The organism is Thioalkalivibrio thiocyanoxidans ARh2, from assembly GCF_000385215.1.
In the GTDB taxonomy this organism is placed as follows: Bacteria; Pseudomonadota; Gammaproteobacteria; order Ectothiorhodospirales; family Ectothiorhodospiraceae; genus Thioalkalivibrio; species Thioalkalivibrio thiocyanoxidans.
The window spans coordinates 1-17,224 of sequence record NZ_ARQK01000037.1 but is presented as its reverse complement, the minus strand read 5'-3'; the positions used below and the strand labels follow the sequence as shown (position 1 = coordinate 17,224).

General features: G+C 69.2%; 17 protein-coding genes. 7 read left to right on the top strand and 10 right to left on the bottom strand.

Going from position 1 to position 17,224, the window contains the following annotated elements; translation table 11 throughout:
• Positions 1 to 406 precede the first annotated feature (406 nt).
• The 5 genes from G372_RS0103250 to G372_RS0103230 form a co-directional block, all read right to left on the bottom strand.
• Complete coding sequence (locus tag G372_RS0103250) at positions 407 to 1,600, bottom strand: FAD-dependent monooxygenase (protein ID WP_019624579.1); 1,194 nt, start codon at positions 1,598 to 1,600, stop codon at positions 407 to 409.
• Entirely contained in the window at positions 1,597 to 2,856 is a 1,260-nt protein-coding gene (locus G372_RS0103245; protein ID WP_019624580.1) for an FAD-dependent monooxygenase, read from the bottom strand. Before G372_RS0103245 ends, G372_RS0103250 begins: the two co-directional genes overlap by 4 nt.
• A 259-nt stretch (positions 2,857 to 3,115) precedes the next feature.
• Positions 3,116 to 4,480, bottom strand: coding sequence for a Xaa-Pro aminopeptidase (gene pepP / locus G372_RS0103240; protein ID WP_019624581.1), 1,365 nt, complete (start codon positions 4,478 to 4,480; stop codon positions 3,116 to 3,118).
• Positions 4,477 to 5,079 carry a UPF0149 family protein gene (locus G372_RS0103235; RefSeq protein WP_018138364.1) on the bottom strand — a complete coding sequence of 201 codons (603 nt, stop codon included), beginning with the start codon at positions 5,077 to 5,079 and terminating at the stop codon, positions 4,477 to 4,479. The genes pepP and G372_RS0103235 overlap by 4 nt, the downstream gene beginning before the upstream one ends.
• Entirely contained in the window at positions 5,079 to 5,366 is a 288-nt protein-coding gene (locus tag G372_RS0103230) for a hypothetical protein (protein ID WP_019624582.1), read from the bottom strand. Before G372_RS0103230 ends, G372_RS0103235 begins: the two co-directional genes overlap by 1 nt.
• A 245-nt stretch (positions 5,367 to 5,611) precedes the next feature.
• Here G372_RS0103230 and zapB point away from each other — a divergent pair, with 245 nt between their 5' ends.
• Together zapB and G372_RS0103220 are read left to right on the top strand one after the other, a co-directional pair.
• Positions 5,612 to 5,836 carry a cell division protein ZapB gene (zapB, locus tag G372_RS0103225; protein WP_018863741.1) on the top strand — a complete coding sequence of 75 codons (225 nt, stop codon included), beginning with the start codon at positions 5,612 to 5,614 and terminating at the stop codon, positions 5,834 to 5,836.
• Positions 5,833 to 6,135: a cell division protein ZapA gene (locus tag G372_RS0103220; protein ID WP_019624583.1), complete on the top strand. Its 303-nt coding sequence runs from the start codon at positions 5,833 to 5,835 to the stop codon at positions 6,133 to 6,135. Before zapB ends, G372_RS0103220 begins: the two co-directional genes overlap by 4 nt.
• A gap of 263 nt (positions 6,136 to 6,398) precedes the next feature.
• Here G372_RS0103220 and lolA read toward each other — a convergent pair whose 3' ends face one another.
• From lolA to G372_RS0103205, 3 genes are all read right to left on the bottom strand, one after another.
• Entirely contained in the window at positions 6,399 to 7,058 is a 660-nt protein-coding gene (lolA, locus tag G372_RS0103215; RefSeq protein ID WP_026340422.1) for an outer membrane lipoprotein periplasmic chaperone LolA, read from the bottom strand.
• 118 nt (positions 7,059 to 7,176) lie between these two features.
• Positions 7,177 to 9,546 carry a DNA translocase FtsK gene (locus G372_RS0103210; RefSeq protein ID WP_019624585.1) on the bottom strand — a complete coding sequence of 790 codons (2,370 nt, stop codon included), beginning with the start codon at positions 9,544 to 9,546 and terminating at the stop codon, positions 7,177 to 7,179.
• A 147-nt stretch (positions 9,547 to 9,693) separates the two neighbouring features.
• Positions 9,694 to 10,932: a methyltransferase domain-containing protein gene (locus tag G372_RS0103205; protein WP_026340423.1), complete on the bottom strand. Its 1,239-nt coding sequence runs from the start codon at positions 10,930 to 10,932 to the stop codon at positions 9,694 to 9,696.
• A gap of 165 nt (positions 10,933 to 11,097) precedes the next feature.
• Here G372_RS0103205 and G372_RS0103200 point away from each other — a divergent pair, with 165 nt between their 5' ends.
• Positions 11,098 to 11,424 (top strand): hypothetical protein, encoded by a 327-nt coding sequence (locus G372_RS0103200; RefSeq protein ID WP_019624587.1) that lies wholly within the window; start codon positions 11,098 to 11,100, stop codon positions 11,422 to 11,424.
• A 31-nt stretch (positions 11,425 to 11,455) separates the two neighbouring features.
• Positions 11,456 to 11,806: a P-II family nitrogen regulator gene (locus G372_RS0103195; protein ID WP_019624588.1), complete on the top strand. Its 351-nt coding sequence runs from the start codon at positions 11,456 to 11,458 to the stop codon at positions 11,804 to 11,806.
• A 28-nt stretch (positions 11,807 to 11,834) separates the two neighbouring features.
• Here G372_RS0103195 and G372_RS0103190 read toward each other — a convergent pair whose 3' ends face one another.
• Positions 11,835 to 13,631, bottom strand: coding sequence for a potassium/proton antiporter (locus G372_RS0103190; protein WP_019624589.1), 1,797 nt, complete (start codon positions 13,629 to 13,631; stop codon positions 11,835 to 11,837).
• A 188-nt stretch (positions 13,632 to 13,819) separates the two neighbouring features.
• Between G372_RS0103190 and lexA the strand changes: the two genes are divergently transcribed.
• The 3 genes from lexA to G372_RS0103175 all read left to right on the top strand — a co-directional run bounded on the left by lexA (position 13,820) and on the right by G372_RS0103175 (position 16,681).
• Positions 13,820 to 14,434: a transcriptional repressor LexA gene (gene lexA, locus G372_RS0103185; protein WP_019624590.1), complete on the top strand. Its 615-nt coding sequence runs from the start codon at positions 13,820 to 13,822 to the stop codon at positions 14,432 to 14,434.
• Complete coding sequence (gene imuA / locus G372_RS0103180; protein ID WP_019624591.1) at positions 14,434 to 15,057, top strand: translesion DNA synthesis-associated protein ImuA; 624 nt, start codon at positions 14,434 to 14,436, stop codon at positions 15,055 to 15,057. Before lexA ends, imuA begins: the two co-directional genes overlap by 1 nt.
• Before the next feature lie 172 nt (positions 15,058 to 15,229).
• Positions 15,230 to 16,681: a Y-family DNA polymerase gene (locus tag G372_RS0103175; RefSeq protein ID WP_019624592.1), complete on the top strand. Its 1,452-nt coding sequence runs from the start codon at positions 15,230 to 15,232 to the stop codon at positions 16,679 to 16,681.
• A gap of 30 nt (positions 16,682 to 16,711) precedes the next feature.
• On the opposite strand, the gene G372_RS0103170 is transcribed toward G372_RS0103175, so the two are convergent.
• Positions 16,712 to 17,224, bottom strand: a 513-nt coding sequence (locus G372_RS0103170; protein ID WP_020008823.1) for an NAD-dependent epimerase/dehydratase family protein, incomplete at its 5' end; no start/stop codon positions are given.

The window sequence follows — 17,224 nt, the reverse complement described above, 5'->3', positions numbered from 1 at the left end:
GCAACCCGAAAAAGGCCATGGAGACGCGCGCAAGACGGGGCAACATGGTGCCGCAACCCCCTGAATAGACGAGGGAACGAGAACCCTCGCGGCGACCACTCCAGTGTGACCCGTACCCCATATAAGCTAGATCTTATGTTGTAGAAACGTACGCGATCAGGCGGGTTCGGGGATGAGATACGGCAGTCAAGACAGCGTTGCAGATGTGCAACAAAGGAAAGGTGGACGGCCAGGTCGGTGCTTTTGTTGCGGAAAGCCGACAGTTGCAGCGGTCCGGAAGCGAGGCGGATGCAGAGGGGGTGACCGGAGGCGTAGGAGGCCAGCCCTCTGGCCGATTGGGCATTGGCCGGACCCCCAATCGGCCAGAGGGCTGGCCTCCTACAGGGGTCGGGCCAGGGGTGTGTGGCTAATCGAGGCCGAAGGCGCGCAGGGCTAGGCGGCGCTTGACGGGGGCGGTCTGGTCGACCAGGCGCAGGCCGAGGCCGCGCAGTTCGGGAAGCCCGGCGGCCTGGGTGCCGAACAGGAGCTTCAAGCCGTCCATCGCGCGTTGCATGAGGGCGTTTTCCGGGCGGCGGGCGCGGGTGTAGGCGCGCAGGACGGTCTCCGCGCCCGGGTCGTGGCGGGCGGGGCCGCGCAGCCCGTCGACCATAGTGCGGGCGTCGGCCAGGCCCAGGTTCAGGCCCTGCCCCGCCAGCGGGTGGATGGTGTGGGCGGCGTCGCCGGCCAGTACCACGCGGCCCGAGTGGTAGGTCTTTGCGTGGCGCGCGGTGAGCGGGAAGCTGGCGCGTGGGGACGTGGCGGTAATCGCGCCCAGGCATCCATCGGTCTCCTGTTCCAGCGCCGCACAAAAGGCCGCGTCGTCCAGGGCCAGGGTGTCTTCGGCGGCCGGCCATTCGGGCTGCGACCAGACGATGGAGCAGCGCCCGTCCGCCAGCGGCAGGAGCGCGATAATGCGGTCCTCGACGAAGCGCTGCCAGGCCGTGTCCTGGTGCGGGTGCTCGGTGGTGATGGTCGCGACGATGCCGCTCGCGTCGTAGTCGTGCCCGGTAAACGGGATACCGACGTAGTCGCGGACACGGGAACGCGCGCCGTCGGCCGCGACCAACAGGCGGGCCGAGGCGATCGGCCGTCGGTGGTCGCCGTACACATCGACCCGGTCCGGGCGGCGATCGAGGGTTTTCCATTCGGTCTGCGGATACAGGGCGACGCCCGCGGCCTCGAGTTCGCCCCAGAGCACCGACTCGAGTGCGGCGAGCTCGACCGTCCAGCCGAGCGCGGGTACGCCCAGCGCATCGGCCTCGAAGCGGATATGGCCGGGGCCGTTCGCATCCCAGACGTACATACCGGAGAACGCATGGGCGCGGCGCTGCTCCAGCGCCTCGCGTACGCCCAGCTCGTGGAGAAAGGCCATGGAGGCGGAGTTGAGTGTGGCAACCCGCGTGACCGGCGTCGTCTCCGGATCGAACTGGGGCGCGGCATTGCGTTCCAGCACGCCGACCCGCAGGCCCTGCCGTGCGGCGCCCAGGGCGATCGCCCCGCCGACGGCGCCCGCGCCTACGACCAGTACGTCCAGCGTTTCGTTGTGGGCGTCTTTCGTCATGGCGTGCTTTGCCCGGGTGCGGGTAGATGGGCGAGCGTATGACGCGGCAGCGGTCCCAGCCCCATTGCGGAGCGGGCCAGCGCATCGCGCGCCGGGCGCAGGCGATCGACCGCCATCATGCCGGCCCCCAGCCCGTGGCCGCGCAGCCCGGCGGCATGCAACAGGCCCCGGGCAAGGAAATCGGTGGCCGCAACCACGCTGCCCACATCCTGTCGCCGATCTTTCGCATAGGCCTCCAGCACGGCCGCCGCACCCGGGTCGGCGGCAAACGCGGGCGTGCCATCGGCTTGTCGGCCCGTGCGTAGCGCACCGAGCAGGCCCGCCACGTCGCGCAGCGACAGGTTGAGCCCCTGCCCCGCCACCGGGTGCACGGAATGCGCGGCATTGCCCAGCAGCAGCGCACGCTCGGCGACCGGCTCCGGGGCGTGGACGCGCTCCAGCGGGAAACGCACGACCGGCCCCGCCGGACGCAGACGCCCGAGGGTCCAGCCGAAGCGGGCCTGTAGCTCGCGCAGGCGCTCGGCCTCGTTCCTCTCCAGGCGCTGTTCGCAGGTCTGCGGCGGCGCCACCCAGACGACATTCATGCGGCCATCGGCCTGCGGCAGCAGGGCCAGTGGTCCCTCGTCGGTGAAGCGCTCGAAGGCCTGGCCGTTGTGCGGGCGATCCGGGCGTACGTCGAAGACCAGGGCATCGGCGTCGTAGCGCAGACGCTGCACCGGCAGACCCAGGGCCTTGCGGGTCGGGGAGCTCACGCCGTCCGCCGCGAGGATAAGACGGGCGGACCAGGCCGCCTCGCCCTTTGCTCCCTGGATGTGCAGCGTCCGCCGGTCGCCCTCGGCCGGATCGAGGCCGGCCAGGGTCGAGTCGTAGTGCAGGTCCACACCGGCCGCGCGGCAGGCCTCGCTCAGCATTGGATCCAGGGCGGCGGCCGGGACGACCTGCCCGAGCGCGGCGCGGCCGTGGTCGCGCGCGTTCAGGTGGACCCGCCCCAGCCCGCCGCGGCGGCTGACCACGATGGAACGGATGGGGGTGGCCTGTTCGGCCACGGACGACCAGTAGCCGAGATCGTCCAGCAGCTGGACGGAGCCGGCGGCCAGGGCGTAGCCGCGGGTGTCGGGGCGCATGGTGTCCGGCTTCGGCGCAGCGCCCCGCTCGAACAGCGCCACGGAGTAGCCGGCCCGGGAGAGCGTCGCGGCCGCCAGGCTGCCGACCGGGCCGCCGCCGATGATGGCGATGTCGGGGGTTTGGGTACTCATCTCAGCCCAACACCCTGTCTTTGCGCGGCAGTTCGCGGGCAAGCCCGCTCCCACAAAGCCCGCTCCCACAAGGACCGGTCCCGCAGCGCCTTCGTAGGATGCGGATGAGCGCAGCGAATCGCATCAGGGGTGTGGGCGCCGGCCGGGGATCGGTGCGCTTCGTTGTTCGCGGGCAAGCCCGCTCCCACAAGGCCCGCTCCTACAAGGTCGGTTCCCACAGGGAGGTGGTCCGGTGCCGGGTATTGATGATGGTGCATGGTCAGGTCCAGCCCGGGAGGTTGCCGGCCGTGCAGGCTTCGATGTCGGCGGGGGTCTTGGGGCAGGCGGCGGTCAGGACTTCGTGTCCGTCGCGGGTGACGGCGACGTCGTCCTCGATGCGGATGCCGATGCCGCGCAGGGCCTTCGGGGCCTCGGAGTACGGGCCGAAGTAGAGCCCCGGCTCCACGGTGGTCACCATGCCCGGCTCCAGCAGGCGCCAGGCGTCGCCGACCCGGTAGTCGCCGACGTCGTGCACATCCAGACCCAGCCAGTGTCCGGTGCGGTGCATATAGAAAGGCCGGTAGGCGTGGTCCTTGAGCAGCTTGTCGAGCCGGCCCTTGAGCACGCCCAGCTCCTTGAGCCCGCGGGTCAGCTCGCGCACCGCGGCGTCGTGCGGGTCGTTCCAGTGGTTGCCGGGGCGGGTCTGCTCGATGGCCGCGTGCTGGGCGGCCAGTACGCACTCGTAGACCTCGCGCTGGGTGTCGCTGAAGCGCCCGGAGACCGGGAAGGTGCGGGTGATGTCGGAGGCGTAGCCCTGCACCTCGCAGCCGGCGTCGATCAGCAGCAGGTCGCCGTCGTTCAGGACATCGCGATTCTCGATGTAGTGCAGGATGCAGCCGTTCTCGCCACCACCGACGATCGAGGGATACGCCGGCTCGGTGCCATGGCGGTGGAATTCGTGCAGCAGTTCGGCCTCGACCATGAACTCGGTCACGCCCGGGCGGGCCGCCTGCATCGCGCGGATGTGGGCCTGGCAGGAGATTGCGGCCGCGTGGCGCATCATGCGCAGCTCCGGGGCCTTCTTGAACAGGCGCTGTTCGTGCACATAGTGCTCGACCGCGACATATTCATGCGGGGCCCGCACGCCGTTGCGCGCCTTCGCGCGGACCTGGTTGACCCAGCCGAACAGCCGCTGGTCCAGCGCCTCGTCGCGCCCGAACGGGGCGCACAGCACGCGCCGGTTCTCCATCAGGCCCGGCAGGATCTCGTCGATGTCCTCGATCGGGAACGCGCACTCCGCGCCGTACTGCTCCATCGCCCCGTCCGGTCCGGCGCGCCGCCCCTGCCAGGTCTCCTGCTTGGGGTCGCGGTCGCGGCAGAACAGGATGTACTCCCCGGCCTCGCGTCCGGGGACGAACACGGCGACCGCATCCGGCTCCGGGAAGCCCGTCAGATAGAGGAAGTCACTGTTCTGGCGAAACGGGTAGTCGACATCGCGATTGCGCACCTGCTCGTGCGCTGCGGGCACCACGATGATCGAGTCGCCCCCCACGCCGCGCATCAGGCGCTGACGCCGCCGGGCGAACTCGGCCAGGGTGATGGTCGGGGTCTTGCCGGGCAGCGGGGGGCGCGTGGGGGCATTCATTGCATCGGGATCCGTTTCGGGTCGTCCGGGGCGAGCTCGTCGGCGATCAGCAATACACCGACGCGCACGTATTCGTTGAGTTCCTCGAAGGCGGCGGCGTTGTCTTCGTCGTCCTCCGGCTCCAGCTCGATGCGCGCGATCTCGGCGAAGTCGCGCAGGATTTCGCTGGCCTCGGCCGAGGGCTTCATCTGCTGCAGCCGGGGCATCTGCCCGAAGCCGGAGATAAAGCCGTCGACCCACTCGGACAGGGCCTGGGCCCGCGCCTCGATCGGCTCGTCCTCCGGCAGCAAGGGCCCGAAGCCGAGCTCGACATCGTACAGCTGCGCCAGCAGTGCCCGGCGGATCGCCTCCACCGTCGCGCGGAAGTCGTCCGGCGCGGCATCGGTCAGCGGCAGCGCCTCGCCCAGGCTTTGTTCCAGCGCCTCGACATCCGCGCCGGGGTCCGCGACCACGCAGCCGGTGAACAGCCCGTGGGCGGAGGCCGGGGTCTGCGCGAAGCCCATGCGGCGCAGGCCGTGGGCGAGCTGCTCCGCCAGGGCAGTTGGATCGGACTCGAGGCCGCCGCGCGCCTTGGTCGATTCGCCAGTGGGGGCAGCCATCAGAAGGACTCCAGACGGGCTTCGTACGGAAACAGCAGGAAGCGGTAGAGGTCGTCACCCACCTGCAAATGGGTGAACTGCGGCTCGCCCAGCTTGATCGCGCTGGACCCGGTGGCCGACAGCGCATTCAGGCCGAAGCGCTTCGCCGCGATCAGGTCCTCCAGCAACTGCTCCAGCTCCGCGCGCGGAATCGCCCCCGTGTTGTCCACGATGCGGCAGGGCTTGCCGTTGTGGGCGGTGCCCTCGATCACGGTGGCCTGCGGGTCGGGTTCGGGCGGCTGGGTCATGGGCGTTGCGGTTCCTGAGAAACGGTATGCCGCCTATTGTGACCAGCCCGCCATAGGAGTCGCAACAAAACGCCGTGTCCGCGCGCGTTTGGCCCTGTCGCCGCCGGCAGTCGCGGATGGCAAAAGTGAAGGCGCTCCCGCAAAAAGGTCACACAAGTTGACGATTTGCGGGGGGGCCTCCTAGACTCCATGGACTGCATCGCGCGCCGTGCGCGGTCGCCTTCACCGAACCGGGGCCTGTCGCCATGTCGTCCGAGGATTCCAGCCACGATCCCGTCGAGCGCCTCGAGACCGCGATTACGCGGCTGCTCGATGAACATGCCGCCCTGCGCGAAGAGAACCATCTGCTGCACGAGCAGATTCGTCAGCTGAAAAGCGAGCGCGCGGCCTTCAAGGAACGCAACGAACAGGCCCGGCACCGGGTCGAGACGATGATCGCCCGCCTGCGGTCGATGGAGCACAGCGAATGAGCCAGTCCGAACCCGTACGCGTGTCGATCCTGGGCAAGGAATATCAGATCGCCTGCCCGCCCGAGGAACGCGCCGACCTGTTCGCCTCCGCCTCCCTGATCGACGAACGCATGCGCGAGCTGCGCGACACCGGCCGCGTGGTCGGCGCCGAGCGCATTGCCGTGATGGTGGCGCTGAACCTCGCGCACGAGATGCTCGAATGCCAGGAGCAGCTCAAGCGCGCCGAGCAGACTGGCCCGGCCCGCATCACCGCGATTGCCGACCGCATCGAGCAGTCGCTGGGAACGCCCCGCTCCTGAAGTTCGCGGCCAAGGCCGCTCCCACAGCGCCGTAGGATGGGATGAGCCAATCGAACCCCATCAAGGGTTCCCACGGCGTCGGGCATGGTGCGTTTCGCGGTGCTCAACCGCACCCTACTCCTGCCCCCACCCCGCGCCGTAGGATGGGATGAGCCAAGCGAATCCCATCAAGGGAACCCACGGCCGCGGCGAGTGGTGCGTTTCGCGATGCTCAACCGCACCCTACGTCAGGTAGCGTTCACGCCCCAGACGGAGGCACGTCTCTACGGCCGATAGATATCCACCCCGGACGGCGGATCGAAGGTAAACGCAGCCTCGTCGACCGGTGCATTGCGCTCGCTTCGCTCGAAGTGAATCTCGGTCTCCTGACCAAAGATGTCGCGAAAGGCCATACGGGTCAGGTCGCCATCCGGCGTCAGGTCCAACTCGAGATGCGTGAAGTCCGCCTGCTCGTTGCGCGGGATCAGCAGCAGGCGCAGGGCCGAGGCATCGCCTACCGGCAGCACATCCATGCGGAAGTGCTCATCCAGCCGCTCGGGCTGGGTGATCGCCGCGATCGGTGTCGCATCAAAGGCATCCCCCAGCGGGCGCACGGTCGCCTGCGCCAGGTCCGGGTCGTAGGTCCACAGGTCCTCGCCATCGGAGACAATCGTCTGCGGGAAGGGCTCGGTCACCTCCCAGCGCAGCCGGTTCGGCATGCCCAGTTGCATCGAACCATCCGACTCCTGCAGCACGTACCCCGTCTCGTCGCGCACCGTCTGCGTGAATTCGGCGGTGAAGGTCTCCAGTCCCTCGACAAAGCGATCCAGCGCGGCACGCGCGTCCGGTGCCGGGCCGCGCTCGGCCGCCAGCGGCCCGGCGAACAGGAACATCGTCGTCGCGACCAGGGCAAGCAACAGACGGGGAACAAGTCGAACAGTCATGCGGACTCCGGTTGGGTGTTTACGATGATCCTGCGCCCGGTGGCTTAACCGGGCGTGAATGTCACAAGTGAAAGAGCGAGCCGGATCACAGGATCCGGTACATGGACCCGGCCGAGCGTCAGTCGTTCGGTCCCGGAACCAGGACCTCGCGGTTGCCATTGGACTGCACCGGGCTGACCAGCCCGGCGGCCTCCATGTCCTCGACCATGCGCGCGGCACGGTTGTAGCCGATCTTCAGGCGGCGCTGGATAAACGAGATCGAGGCCTTGCGCGACTCGATCACGATCTGCACGGCCTGGTCGTAAAGCGGATCGCTCTCCGCTTCGCCCTCGCCCGGCGCCTCCAGGCCCGGGATCGCGGCAGCCCCGGCCTCCGGCTCGTCGAGGATCGCCTCGTTGTAGTCCGGCTCGCCGGTGGACTTCAGGTACTCCACCACCTGGTGGACCTCGTTGTCGCCGACGAAGGCGCCGTGCACGCGCTCCGGCATCGCCTTGCCCGGCGGCAGGTAGAGCATGTCGCCGTGACCCAGCAGGTGTTCGGCCCCCATCTGGTCGAGGATGGTGCGCGAGTCCACGCGCGAGGAGACCTGGAACGCGATACGGCTGGGGATGTTCGCCTTGATCAGGCCGGTGATCACGTCCACCGACGGGCGCTGGGTGGCCAGGATCAGGTGGATACCGGCGGCGCGCGCCTTCTGCGCCAGGCGTGCGATCAGCTCCTCCACCTTCTTGCCCACCACCATCATCATGTCGGCGAACTCGTCGACCACGATCACGATGAACGGCAACGGCTCCAGGTCCGGCGCCTCGGTCTCGGTCAACGCCTCCTCCGGCTTGAACAGCGGGTCCTTCAGCGGCTCGCCGGCGGCCTCGGCATCGCGCACCTTCTTGTTGAAGCCGCCGATGTTGCGCACACCCATCGCCGACATCAGCTTGTAGCGCCGCTCCATCTCCGCCACCGCCCAGCGCAGGGCGTTGGAGGCATCCTTCATGTCGGTGACCACCGGGCACAGCAGATGCGGGATGCCCTCGTACACCGACAGCTCCAGCATCTTCGGGTCGATCAGGATCAGGCGCACGTCGTCCGGCGTGGACTTGTACAGCAGCGACAGCAGCATCGCGTTCACGCCGACCGACTTCCCGGAGCCGGTCGTCCCGGCCACCAGCAGGTGCGGCATCTTCGCCAGATCCGCCATCACCGGGCCGCCGCCGATGTCCTTGCCGAGCGCCATCGTCAGCGGCGACTTGTTCGCGTCGAACAGCTCGGAGCGCAGGATCTCCGAGAGCGCCACGATTTCGCGGTTCTCGTTGGGGATCTCCAGGCCCACCGTGGACTTGCCCGGGATCACCTCGACGATGCGCACTGCGATCACCGACAGCGAACGCGCCAGATCGGTGGACAGCCCGGAGATGCGAGAGGCCTTGACCCCGGCGGCCGGCTGCAGCTCGAAGCGCGTGATCACCGGGCCCGGCTGCACCGCGACCACCTCGACCTCCACGCCAAAGTCCTTCAGCTTCAGCTCGACCAGGCGCGAGAGTGCCTGCAGCGACTCCTCCGAAAAGCCATCCGGCGGGGGCGGCGGCTCGTCCAGCAGGGACAGCGGTGGACGCGGATCGGCCCCGGACCCTTCGGTGAACAGCGGGACCTGCTTTTCCTTCTGTACGCGCGGGCTGGGCGCCGGCGCCTCGATGCGCGGCTCCACACGCGAGGGGGCGCGCTTCTCGGTGCGCTTGCGCTCCTTCTCCACCCGCGTCTCGCGTTCGGCGCGCTCGCGCGCGCCGATGCGGCGATCCCGGGCCGAATCCAGCTGGGCGCGCAGCCGCTCGAAGCCACGAATCGTCAACTGACCCAGTCGATCCATCAGCAGGAACCAGGACAGCCCGGTAAACAGCGTCACCCCGGCCAGAAACAGCGCCAGCAACACCAGCGTCGCCCCGACCAGGCTCAGCCCGGCCACGGCCCAGCCGGCGAACAGGTCCCCGAGGATGCCGCCCGCGTGCACCGGCATCCCGCCCGGGAGCAGATGCAGCGCAGCCAGTGCCGCGCCCGAGATCAGTGCCACGATCAGCGCGACCCCGCGCACCGTCAGCTCCATCGGGCTGGCGATCCGCGCCTCGCGGCGATGCCGGAACAGCCACCAGCCGATGCCGCCGACCGCCAGCGGAACCAGATAGGCCAGATAGCCCAGCAGGTGAAACGCGATATCCGCAAACCAGGCGCCAGTGGTGCCGCCGAGGTTGCGCAGGCTCTCGCCATCGCCGGTGGTGGACCAGGCCGCATCGCCCGGGTGATAGCTGACCAGGGCGACCAGCAGATAAAGCGCCAGCATGCCGAAGATCAGCAGCGCACCCTCGCGCAGCCCGCGCAGCAGCTGCCCGCTCAGGCTCGGTGCCGCGGCCGGCTCTGCCGTCTTCCTGCCCTTGCCCCCGGATTTGGCCTTGCTTGCGGCCATGCGCTCCCCATCGTGTTCGGCCCGCGACGCGGGCATTGCGAATCATCGCGCAGTTTACCGGTTAAAACAGCGTTCGTGGTGCCAGGCCAGCCAAGCCTGAGAACCGAGTCCGGTCCGGTTGCCTTTTTGCCCACACACAGTGAGCCCCGCCATTGTGGGAGCGGGCTTGCCCGCGAAGCTCCCTCAGTCCCGCCGACAACCCCAGACCGCGAAAACCGGATCGGCATGTTCCAGCCGCCCGGCATACGGATCGTCCGGCGGGCGCGGCAGGCCGCGCAACGAGAGCGTGGAAAGGTCGCCGAATCCTGCGCGCAGGAACAAATCGAGCACCAGCCCCATGCGCTCGAAGTCATACAACTGCTCCCAGACCGCGATCGCCTTGGTCGGAAAGCAGCGATCGGAGAACGTCACCACGAACACCCCGCCCGGGCGCAACAACTCGCGCACCGAGGCGAATACCGCCTGTGGGCGCGTCAGGTACTCCACCGAGGCGGTACACACCACCGCGTCGAAACTCGCGGACGGCAGCGGAATCGCCGGCTGCCGGTTCAGGTCGTGCACCAGGGCCTGATCCAGGGTCGCGTTGGCGGCCAGCTCCTCGTGGTTCATGCCCAGCCCGACAACGGCCTCGGGTTCTCGCACCTGATCGAGGTGCGATGCCCAGCTGCTCATCAGGTCCAGCACCCGCGCGCCCGAGGGGATCAGCGTGGCGTACAGCGCCGCGATCCGGGCGCGGGCCGTGGCATCCAGGTGATGCACCAGTCGTGGACTGGCGTAGAAGTCGCGATCGGGCGCGGAATCCTCGCGCTCGCAGGCATCTCCGGACCAGAAGGCCGTCGGCCGCCCGTGCCAGCGCGCCTGCATCCCCGGGCCGCGCGCCGTCAGCATCCGGGTAACGTCCATCGCCCGATCGTCGTCGCGTCCCTGCTCGTGAAACGCCATTACCCTAGCGCGCAGCTGCAGGTCTGCGTCCGCCAGCGGGTGGTTCAGGTCCGCGATGAGCCGCGCGTCCTCCAGCGCGCCGATGCGGAACAGCTCGCGGTCACCGGCCTCGATGCCGGCGTGACCGGCGATGAACGCCCGCGGATAGAAACGCCCGGCACGGGGTTCCACCACCCGACGCCGGCGTAGGCGCTGATTGAAGGCCACCGACGGCAGTTCTACCTCCCCTGCCGGGTCCCACCCCGGGACCAGCGGCTCCCCCGGAACTTCCACTGCCTCGCCAACCTTCGCGCCGGCCAGTTGTGACCCGACGGCACCCGGCCAGGCGTCCTGTACCGGCATCAGCCACGGCAGAAACAGACAGTCGCGATGCCGGGCCTCGGCACTGGCCCAATCCAGCGTAAAACCGACATCCAGCGCCTTGTGCGGCATGCTCGATGTCGGTGGCGTACGGCCCGGGCAGGCAAAGGGGTCGTACATGGATCCGTGTCTCCCTTGCGACATTCCGGGTATGGTACGGCGAACAGGACTTCGTTTCGTCTGCAGTCGCTGCCGGATCAACGGCATGGGTCTGGGCACCCGGCAGGCGTTGCTGAGATACTCACTGGCACCAGGCACGCGAACCCAACAAACAGGGGTCACCTAATGGCCGAAACATTTCTGGTAGCCATCGTCGATCAGGACCGCGAGGATCTGGCGCTGGCGATCGCCGCCGAGGAAGGCAGCATGGACGGCACGGTGATGCACGGTGCGGGGCTCGGCTTCCCGGACCACATGACCTTTCTCGGCGTGACCTACCAGGGTCGTGAGTCGATCTGCATCTGGGAGCTGGACGAGGAACGCGCCGAGCGCATCGCCCGCCGCCTGAACCTGGAACTGGACCTGCTGCAGCCCTACAACGGTCTGGCCTTCACGCTGGATGCCCAGGCCCTGGCGGGCATGCAGTTCGTCGGTGGCCCTGCCCAACCCTAAGGAAACACTGATCTCCTGCGCGAGGAACGCCATGCAATTCGTACTGCTCGCCGCCGTGGTCCCGCGCAACCGGGCCGACCGCGCCATCGAGACCGTCCGCCGCGAGGGCGCGGCCGGCCTGACGCTGCTGGAGGGCCAGGGCATTGCCCAGCTGCGCCGCACACCGATCATGGACCTGAAGGACTCCGCGGCCCGCACGGTACTGCTGATGGTCCTGGAGGCCAGTCTCGCCGAACGCCTGCTGAAGCGCCTGGACGAAGAACTCGCGCTGAGCGAGGTGGGGAACGGCTTCGCGTTTACCCTGCCGATCAAGGACATCGCCGGCATCAAGCCGGAGCAGATCGAACACCTGCGCAAGACACTGGAGCAGGGCTCGCCGTAAAAAGCGCTGCCCAGTGCAAGGCTTTTGATTAGCCCTGGCTCTTCGGGGCACGACGCCCGCGCAGTGCCCGCCACCAGCCGTACCAGGGCAGAGTGAGCCCGTCCCCCCCGGCCCCATGGCGCAGAAAGGCCAGCCCCGCCTGCGTGACCTGCCCGGCCTCGTCGACCTCGCGCACGATCAGGTCCGCGGAACCGAAGCTCACCCGGTCACCCACGACCGGTTCTCCCGGGAGCTCCTGCGCCAGATATTCGCCGATGGTCAGCTGCGCATCCACCTCTTCGCAGGACACCCCGTATATCTGGCACAGATCGGCCAGCGATTTTTCCGAGTTCAACGGCAACTCGCCGAAGAACTCGGGATCGTCATGACCCGGGATACGCGGGCTGGCGAACAGGCGGTCCAGTAGCGGCACGTACTCCGGCACCACGAAGATGTAGAGATAGTCCCCCGGCGTCAGGCGCCCGGCCTGCTGATAGCGCACCGAACGCCCCTCGCGCACCACCAGCGACGGGCGCGCCCAGCGTGGCAGACGCGCCCCGCGCAGGACTGGACTGTCCTCGATCACGCGGTACACCGCCAGTTCATGCCGCGGACTGCCGGGCAGTTCCAGCTGCACGCGTTCCACCGGGCCCATCTCCGGCGGCACTACCAGCCCGAGCCGCTCAGCCACCGGGCGAATCGTCCAGCCCTGCACCAGTAGCGAGACCAGCACCATCATGAACACGATGTTGAAGAACACCTCTCCGCCCTCGACACCGGCCACCATCGGCAGGATCGCCAGCAGGATCGACACCGCCCCGCGCAGGCCCACCCAGGAGACAAACGCCGTGCTCCGCCAGTCCTGCCGAAAGGGCAGCAGACAGAGCCAGACCGCCAGTGGCCGGGCAAGCAGGATCAGCACCAGGCCCAGCGCCAGGGCCGGCAGCGCCAGCGACGGAAACTCCGAGGGCGTGGCCAGCAACCCCAGGATCAGGAACATGCTGATCTGCGCCAGCCAGGTCAGCCCCTGCTGCTGTCGGTGCAGCTTCGCCGCGCCCCGCATCTTGCGGTTGCCCGCCACGATGCCCGCCACATAGGCGGCCAGGAACCCGCTGCCCCCCAGCCAGCCGGCCAGGGCAAACAGGCTTACCGCGCCGGCCATCACCGCGATCGGGTAAAGCCCCTCCTCCAGCGGCAGGCGATTGACCAGTTCCACCAGCAGATAGCCGCCCACCACGCCGAGCAGGAGACCTAGCCCCATCTGCCACAGGAATTCCGTGGCGAACAGTGTGGCCAGGCCACCGACCGTGGTGCCGGACAGGATCCACTCGATGAAGACCACGGTCAGGAAGATCGCCATCGGGTCGTTGGAGCCCGACTCCACCTCCAGGATGGAGCGCACGCGGCGGTTGATCTTCACCCCGCCCACCCGCAGCAGGAAGAACACCGCCGCGGCATCCGTGGAGCTGATCAGGGCCCCCAGCAACAGCGCATAGCCCCAGGGCAGATCCAGCAGCCAGTGGGCCGCCGCGCCCAGCAGCAGCGTGGTCAGGGCGACTCCGACCGTGGCCAGCACAATGGCTGGACCCGCCGCCCGGCGCAGGGTCCGCAGCCGGGTGCCAAAGCCGGAGTCGAACAGGATCACGGCCAGCGCAAGGCTGCCGATCAGGAACGCGGTATTGGGGTCGTCGAACTCGAGCCCGAGGCCGTCTTCGCCGGCGAGCAGGCCGATGCCCAGGAACACGAGCAACAGCGGTGCACCCAGCCGGAACGACAGCGCCGACGTCAGCACCGAGACCACGATCAGCCCGGCGCCAATCAGGATCAGCGGAAAAATCCAGTCCATCGAACCCCTTTATGTCCTTCGGACCCACATGCGGGCCATCATCGCATGATCACCCTGGAACCGACCTCCAGGGGGTGCCCCCGGACAAGAATCCGCCGTTCTCAATGCGCGCGACAAGTCCTCGCACTTGCCTCGGCCCCGGCCACGGGATACTGTATTTATAAACAGTCATCCGTGGAGTATTCGCCGTGTCCCTGACCGCGCGCCAGCAGGCCATCCTCGACTACATCACCGAGACCGTCGCCACCCAGGGCACGGCCCCGACGCGCAGCGAGATCGCCCGTGCCTTTGGCTTTCGCTCGCCCTATGCATCCGAATGCCACTTGAAGGCCCTGGAGAAAAAGGGCGCGATCGAGCTGGTGGGCGGGGCCGCGCGCGGTATCCGCCTGGCCGGTACGCATGCGGCCCGACCGGCCGAACTGCCCCTGGTCGGGCGCGTGGCCGCCGGCTCGCCGATACTCGCCACCGAGCATATCGAACGCCACTACCGGATCGACGACAGCCTGTTCCGGGCCCGCCCGGACTACCTGCTGCGCGTGCATGGCGAGAGCATGCGCGACGCCGGCATCCTCGATGGCGACCTACTGGCCGTCCGCCAGACCCCGGAGGCCCGCCCTGGCCAGATCGTCGTGGCCCGCATCGAGGACGAGGTGACGGTCAAGCGCTTCGAGCAGGACGGTCCCCGCGTGCGCCTGCTGCCGGAGAACCCCGACTTTGCCCCGATCGAGATCGACCTGGAGCGCCAGGAGCTGGCAATCGAGGGTATCGGGGTCGGCGTACTGCGCGATCTTGAACTGCAGTAATGCCCGGCATTGATGCCCTGCTCGATCATCCGGCGCTGTGGCGCGGGCGCAGCGCCGCCCCTGCCGCGAATGCCCCGGTCTGGCCGAGCGGCCACCCGGCGCTGGACCGCGCCCTGGGGGGCGGCTGGCCGCGCGGCCAGCTGATCGAACTCCTGGGCGCCCCCTTTGGCTGCGGCGAGACCCGCCTGCTGGTCCCCATGCTCGCGTCCTGTGGCCGCGAAGGGTACTGGATCGCGCTGCTGGCGCCGCCCGCCACGCCCTGGCTGCCCGGCTGGCAGCCGCTTGGCATCCCGCAGGAACGGGTGCTGCTGATCCGCACCGAACACGCCCGCGACACCCTCTGGGCCGGCGAGCAGTGCCTGCGTGACCCGGCCTTCGGCGTCCTGCTGGCCTGGCTGGGCGGCCCGGTGGAAACCGCGCTGCTGCGCCGGCTGCGCCTGGCCGCAGCCGAAAGCCAGGCCTGCGCCATCCTGTACCGCCCGCCGCGCGCCGCGGAGCAGCCCTCCCCGGCCCATCAGCGCCTGCGCTGGCAGCCCGCCACCGACGGCCTCGAACTGCACTGCCTGAAGGGCATCGGCGACTGGGCCCGTTCCGACCAGACCCTGCACATCCCGGTACCCTGAGATGGGCCATCCCGAGCGACCACAAGCCGTCCCGCACCCGCAGCAGACGTCTCGCCCGGCCCGCGCATGGCGCCAGCCAGCCCTGATTCCGCCCTCGATTGCCCCCCCTCAGGCTCCGGCAGCGCCCGGCCCTGCCCCACGGATCGAACCATGCTCGGCAGACGAACAGTGGATGGCGGTCGAGCTGCCGCATCTGGCGCTGGAGACCCTGGCGCGTGCCGAGGCGGACCGTTCACGGCTGACCGAACGCCCCCTGCTGGTGGTCGAGGCCGGCGCTGCGCCGCGCGTGCATGCCACCAACCGCGCAGCGCGGCGCGCCGGGGCCCGGCCGGGCATGGCGCTGGCCGATGCCCTCGCCATCCTCGACACCCCGGAACTCGTCGAGCACGACCCGCAGGCCCAGACCGCGCAGATCGCCATGCTGGCCGGCGTACTGCTGCAGTTCTCCGATCACGTACACCCGGAGCCGGAGGCCCGGCGCATCCTGCTGGAGGTCGGACGCAGCCGGCGCCTGTTCGGCGGGCTCGCCACCCTGCGGGAGCGGGTACGGGAGACCCTGAAGGGGCTGGGCTTCCACCCGCGCATCGGCGTGGCGCGCAGCCCGGCCGCCGCGCGTCTGCTGGCCACCCTGCGCAATCCCGCAATCCCCGACGATAGCGAGGCCCTGCGCCGCACCCTGTCACCCGTCCCGCTGGAGGCCCTGCCACTGTCCGCCGCGACCCGGGAGGGCCTGCGGGCCATCGGCCTGCGCCAGCTCGGCGACCTGCTGCGGTTGGCGCGCCCCGAGCTCGCGCGTCGCCATGGCCCGGAGTTGCTGGTACTGCTGGATCGGCTGCTGGGGCGGCGCACGGAGACCCTGCCGCGCTTCGATCCGCCCCCGGAACTGGACCTGTCGCTGCGCCTGGAACACGAGATTCACGCGACCGGGGCCCTGGCCTTCCCGCTCAAGCGCCTGCTGCGCCAGGCCGAGGCCCAGCTGCGCGGCCTGAACCGCAGCCTGCAGGGCATGACGCTGGAACTGAAACACCGCGAAGAACATACCCGGATCACCCCTACCCGAATAACGCTGGAGCGCGGCCACCCCGGTATCCGCGCCGAGGACTGGCTGCCCCTGTGGCAGACCCGGCTGGAGCGCGAGGCCCTGCCCGCACCGGTCATCGGGCTGCGCCTGCGGGCCGCGCGGCTGCTCGACCCGCCCGCGCAGGGCGCCAGCCTGCTGGCCGAGACCCCGGGCCACCCGCCGGCGGACGCGCAGTTGCCGGCCGTGCTGGCCCGTCTGAGCGCGCGTCTGGGCGAGCAGGCGATCGTCCGGCTCACCGCCAGCGGCATCCCGCGCCCCGAGGCCGCCCAGGACGCGCGACACGATCTCGACGCGGCGGCCTCGCCTCCGCCGCCGACACCCGCGCAAATGATCTGCGGCACGGCGCTCTGGCTAGAGGACCCGCAACCGATCCCGCCCCCGCTGCATACGCACGGGCTGGGTCGACTGGAGGATGGCTGGTGGGACCGCGGGCAGGATGTGCGCCGCGATTACGCGGTCACGCGCGACCGGCAGGGTCGCAGACTGTGGCTGTACCGCTGCCTGCGCAGCGGCCAGTGGTTCCGGCAGGGCTACTGGGGGTAGCGCGCCAGCACGGCGCGCACGGGTGACTGATCAGACGCGGTAGTACTCGCGATACCACTCGACAAAGCGGGCGATACCGTCTTCCACCGCGGTCGCGGGGGCATAGCCCACGTCCTCGCGCAGAGCCTCGACGTCGGCGTAGGTGTCCGGCACGTCCCCCGGCTGCAGCGGCAGAAGATTCTTCTCGGCCTTCTTGCCCAGGCAGTCTTCCAGCACCTCGATGTAGCGCATCAGCTCCACCGGCTCGTGGTTGCCGATGTTGTACAGCCGGTAGGGTGCCGCACTCGTCGCCGAGTCGGGCTCGGCCCCGGTCCACGCGGGATTGGCCCGTGCCGGACGATCCAACGCGCGGATCACGCCCTCGACGATATCGTCGATGTAGGTGAAGTCGCGCCGATGATGGCCGTAGTTGAAGACGTCGATGGGCTCGCCCGCCAGGATCTTCTTCGTGAACAGGAACAGCGCCATGTCCGGACGGCCCCACGGGCCGTAGACGGTAAAGAAGCGCAGCCCCGTCACCGGGAGCTGGTACAGGTGCGCATA

Bases quoted from the DNA above. Each gene is read 5' to 3' on its own strand.
- G372_RS0103250 (WP_019624579.1), bottom strand. From the start codon at position 1,600: ATGACGAAAGACGCCCACAACGAAACGCTGGACGTACTGGTCGTAGGC.
- G372_RS0103245 (WP_019624580.1), bottom strand. From the start codon at position 2,856: ATGAGTACCCAAACCCCCGACATCGCCATCATCGGCGGCGGCCCGGTC.
- pepP (WP_019624581.1), bottom strand. From the start codon at position 4,480: ATGAATGCCCCCACGCGCCCCCCGCTGCCCGGCAAGACCCCGACCATC.
- G372_RS0103235 (WP_018138364.1), bottom strand. From the start codon at position 5,079: ATGGCTGCCCCCACTGGCGAATCGACCAAGGCGCGCGGCGGCCTCGAG.
- G372_RS0103230 (WP_019624582.1), bottom strand. From the start codon at position 5,366: ATGACCCAGCCGCCCGAACCCGACCCGCAGGCCACCGTGATCGAGGGC.
- zapB (WP_018863741.1), top strand. From the start codon at position 5,612: ATGTCGTCCGAGGATTCCAGCCACGATCCCGTCGAGCGCCTCGAGACC.
- G372_RS0103220 (WP_019624583.1), top strand. From the start codon at position 5,833: ATGAGCCAGTCCGAACCCGTACGCGTGTCGATCCTGGGCAAGGAATAT.
- lolA (WP_026340422.1), bottom strand. From the start codon at position 7,058: ATGACTGTTCGACTTGTTCCCCGTCTGTTGCTTGCCCTGGTCGCGACG.
- G372_RS0103210 (WP_019624585.1), bottom strand. From the start codon at position 9,546: ATGCCCGCGTCGCGGGCCGAACACGATGGGGAGCGCATGGCCGCAAGC.
- G372_RS0103205 (WP_026340423.1), bottom strand. From the start codon at position 10,932: ATGTACGACCCCTTTGCCTGCCCGGGCCGTACGCCACCGACATCGAGC.
- G372_RS0103200 (WP_019624587.1), top strand. From the start codon at position 11,098: ATGGCCGAAACATTTCTGGTAGCCATCGTCGATCAGGACCGCGAGGAT.
- G372_RS0103195 (WP_019624588.1), top strand. From the start codon at position 11,456: ATGCAATTCGTACTGCTCGCCGCCGTGGTCCCGCGCAACCGGGCCGAC.
- G372_RS0103190 (WP_019624589.1), bottom strand. From the start codon at position 13,631: ATGGACTGGATTTTTCCGCTGATCCTGATTGGCGCCGGGCTGATCGTG.
- imuA (WP_019624591.1), top strand. From the start codon at position 14,434: ATGCCCGGCATTGATGCCCTGCTCGATCATCCGGCGCTGTGGCGCGGG.
- G372_RS0103175 (WP_019624592.1), top strand. From the start codon at position 15,230: ATGGCGGTCGAGCTGCCGCATCTGGCGCTGGAGACCCTGGCGCGTGCC.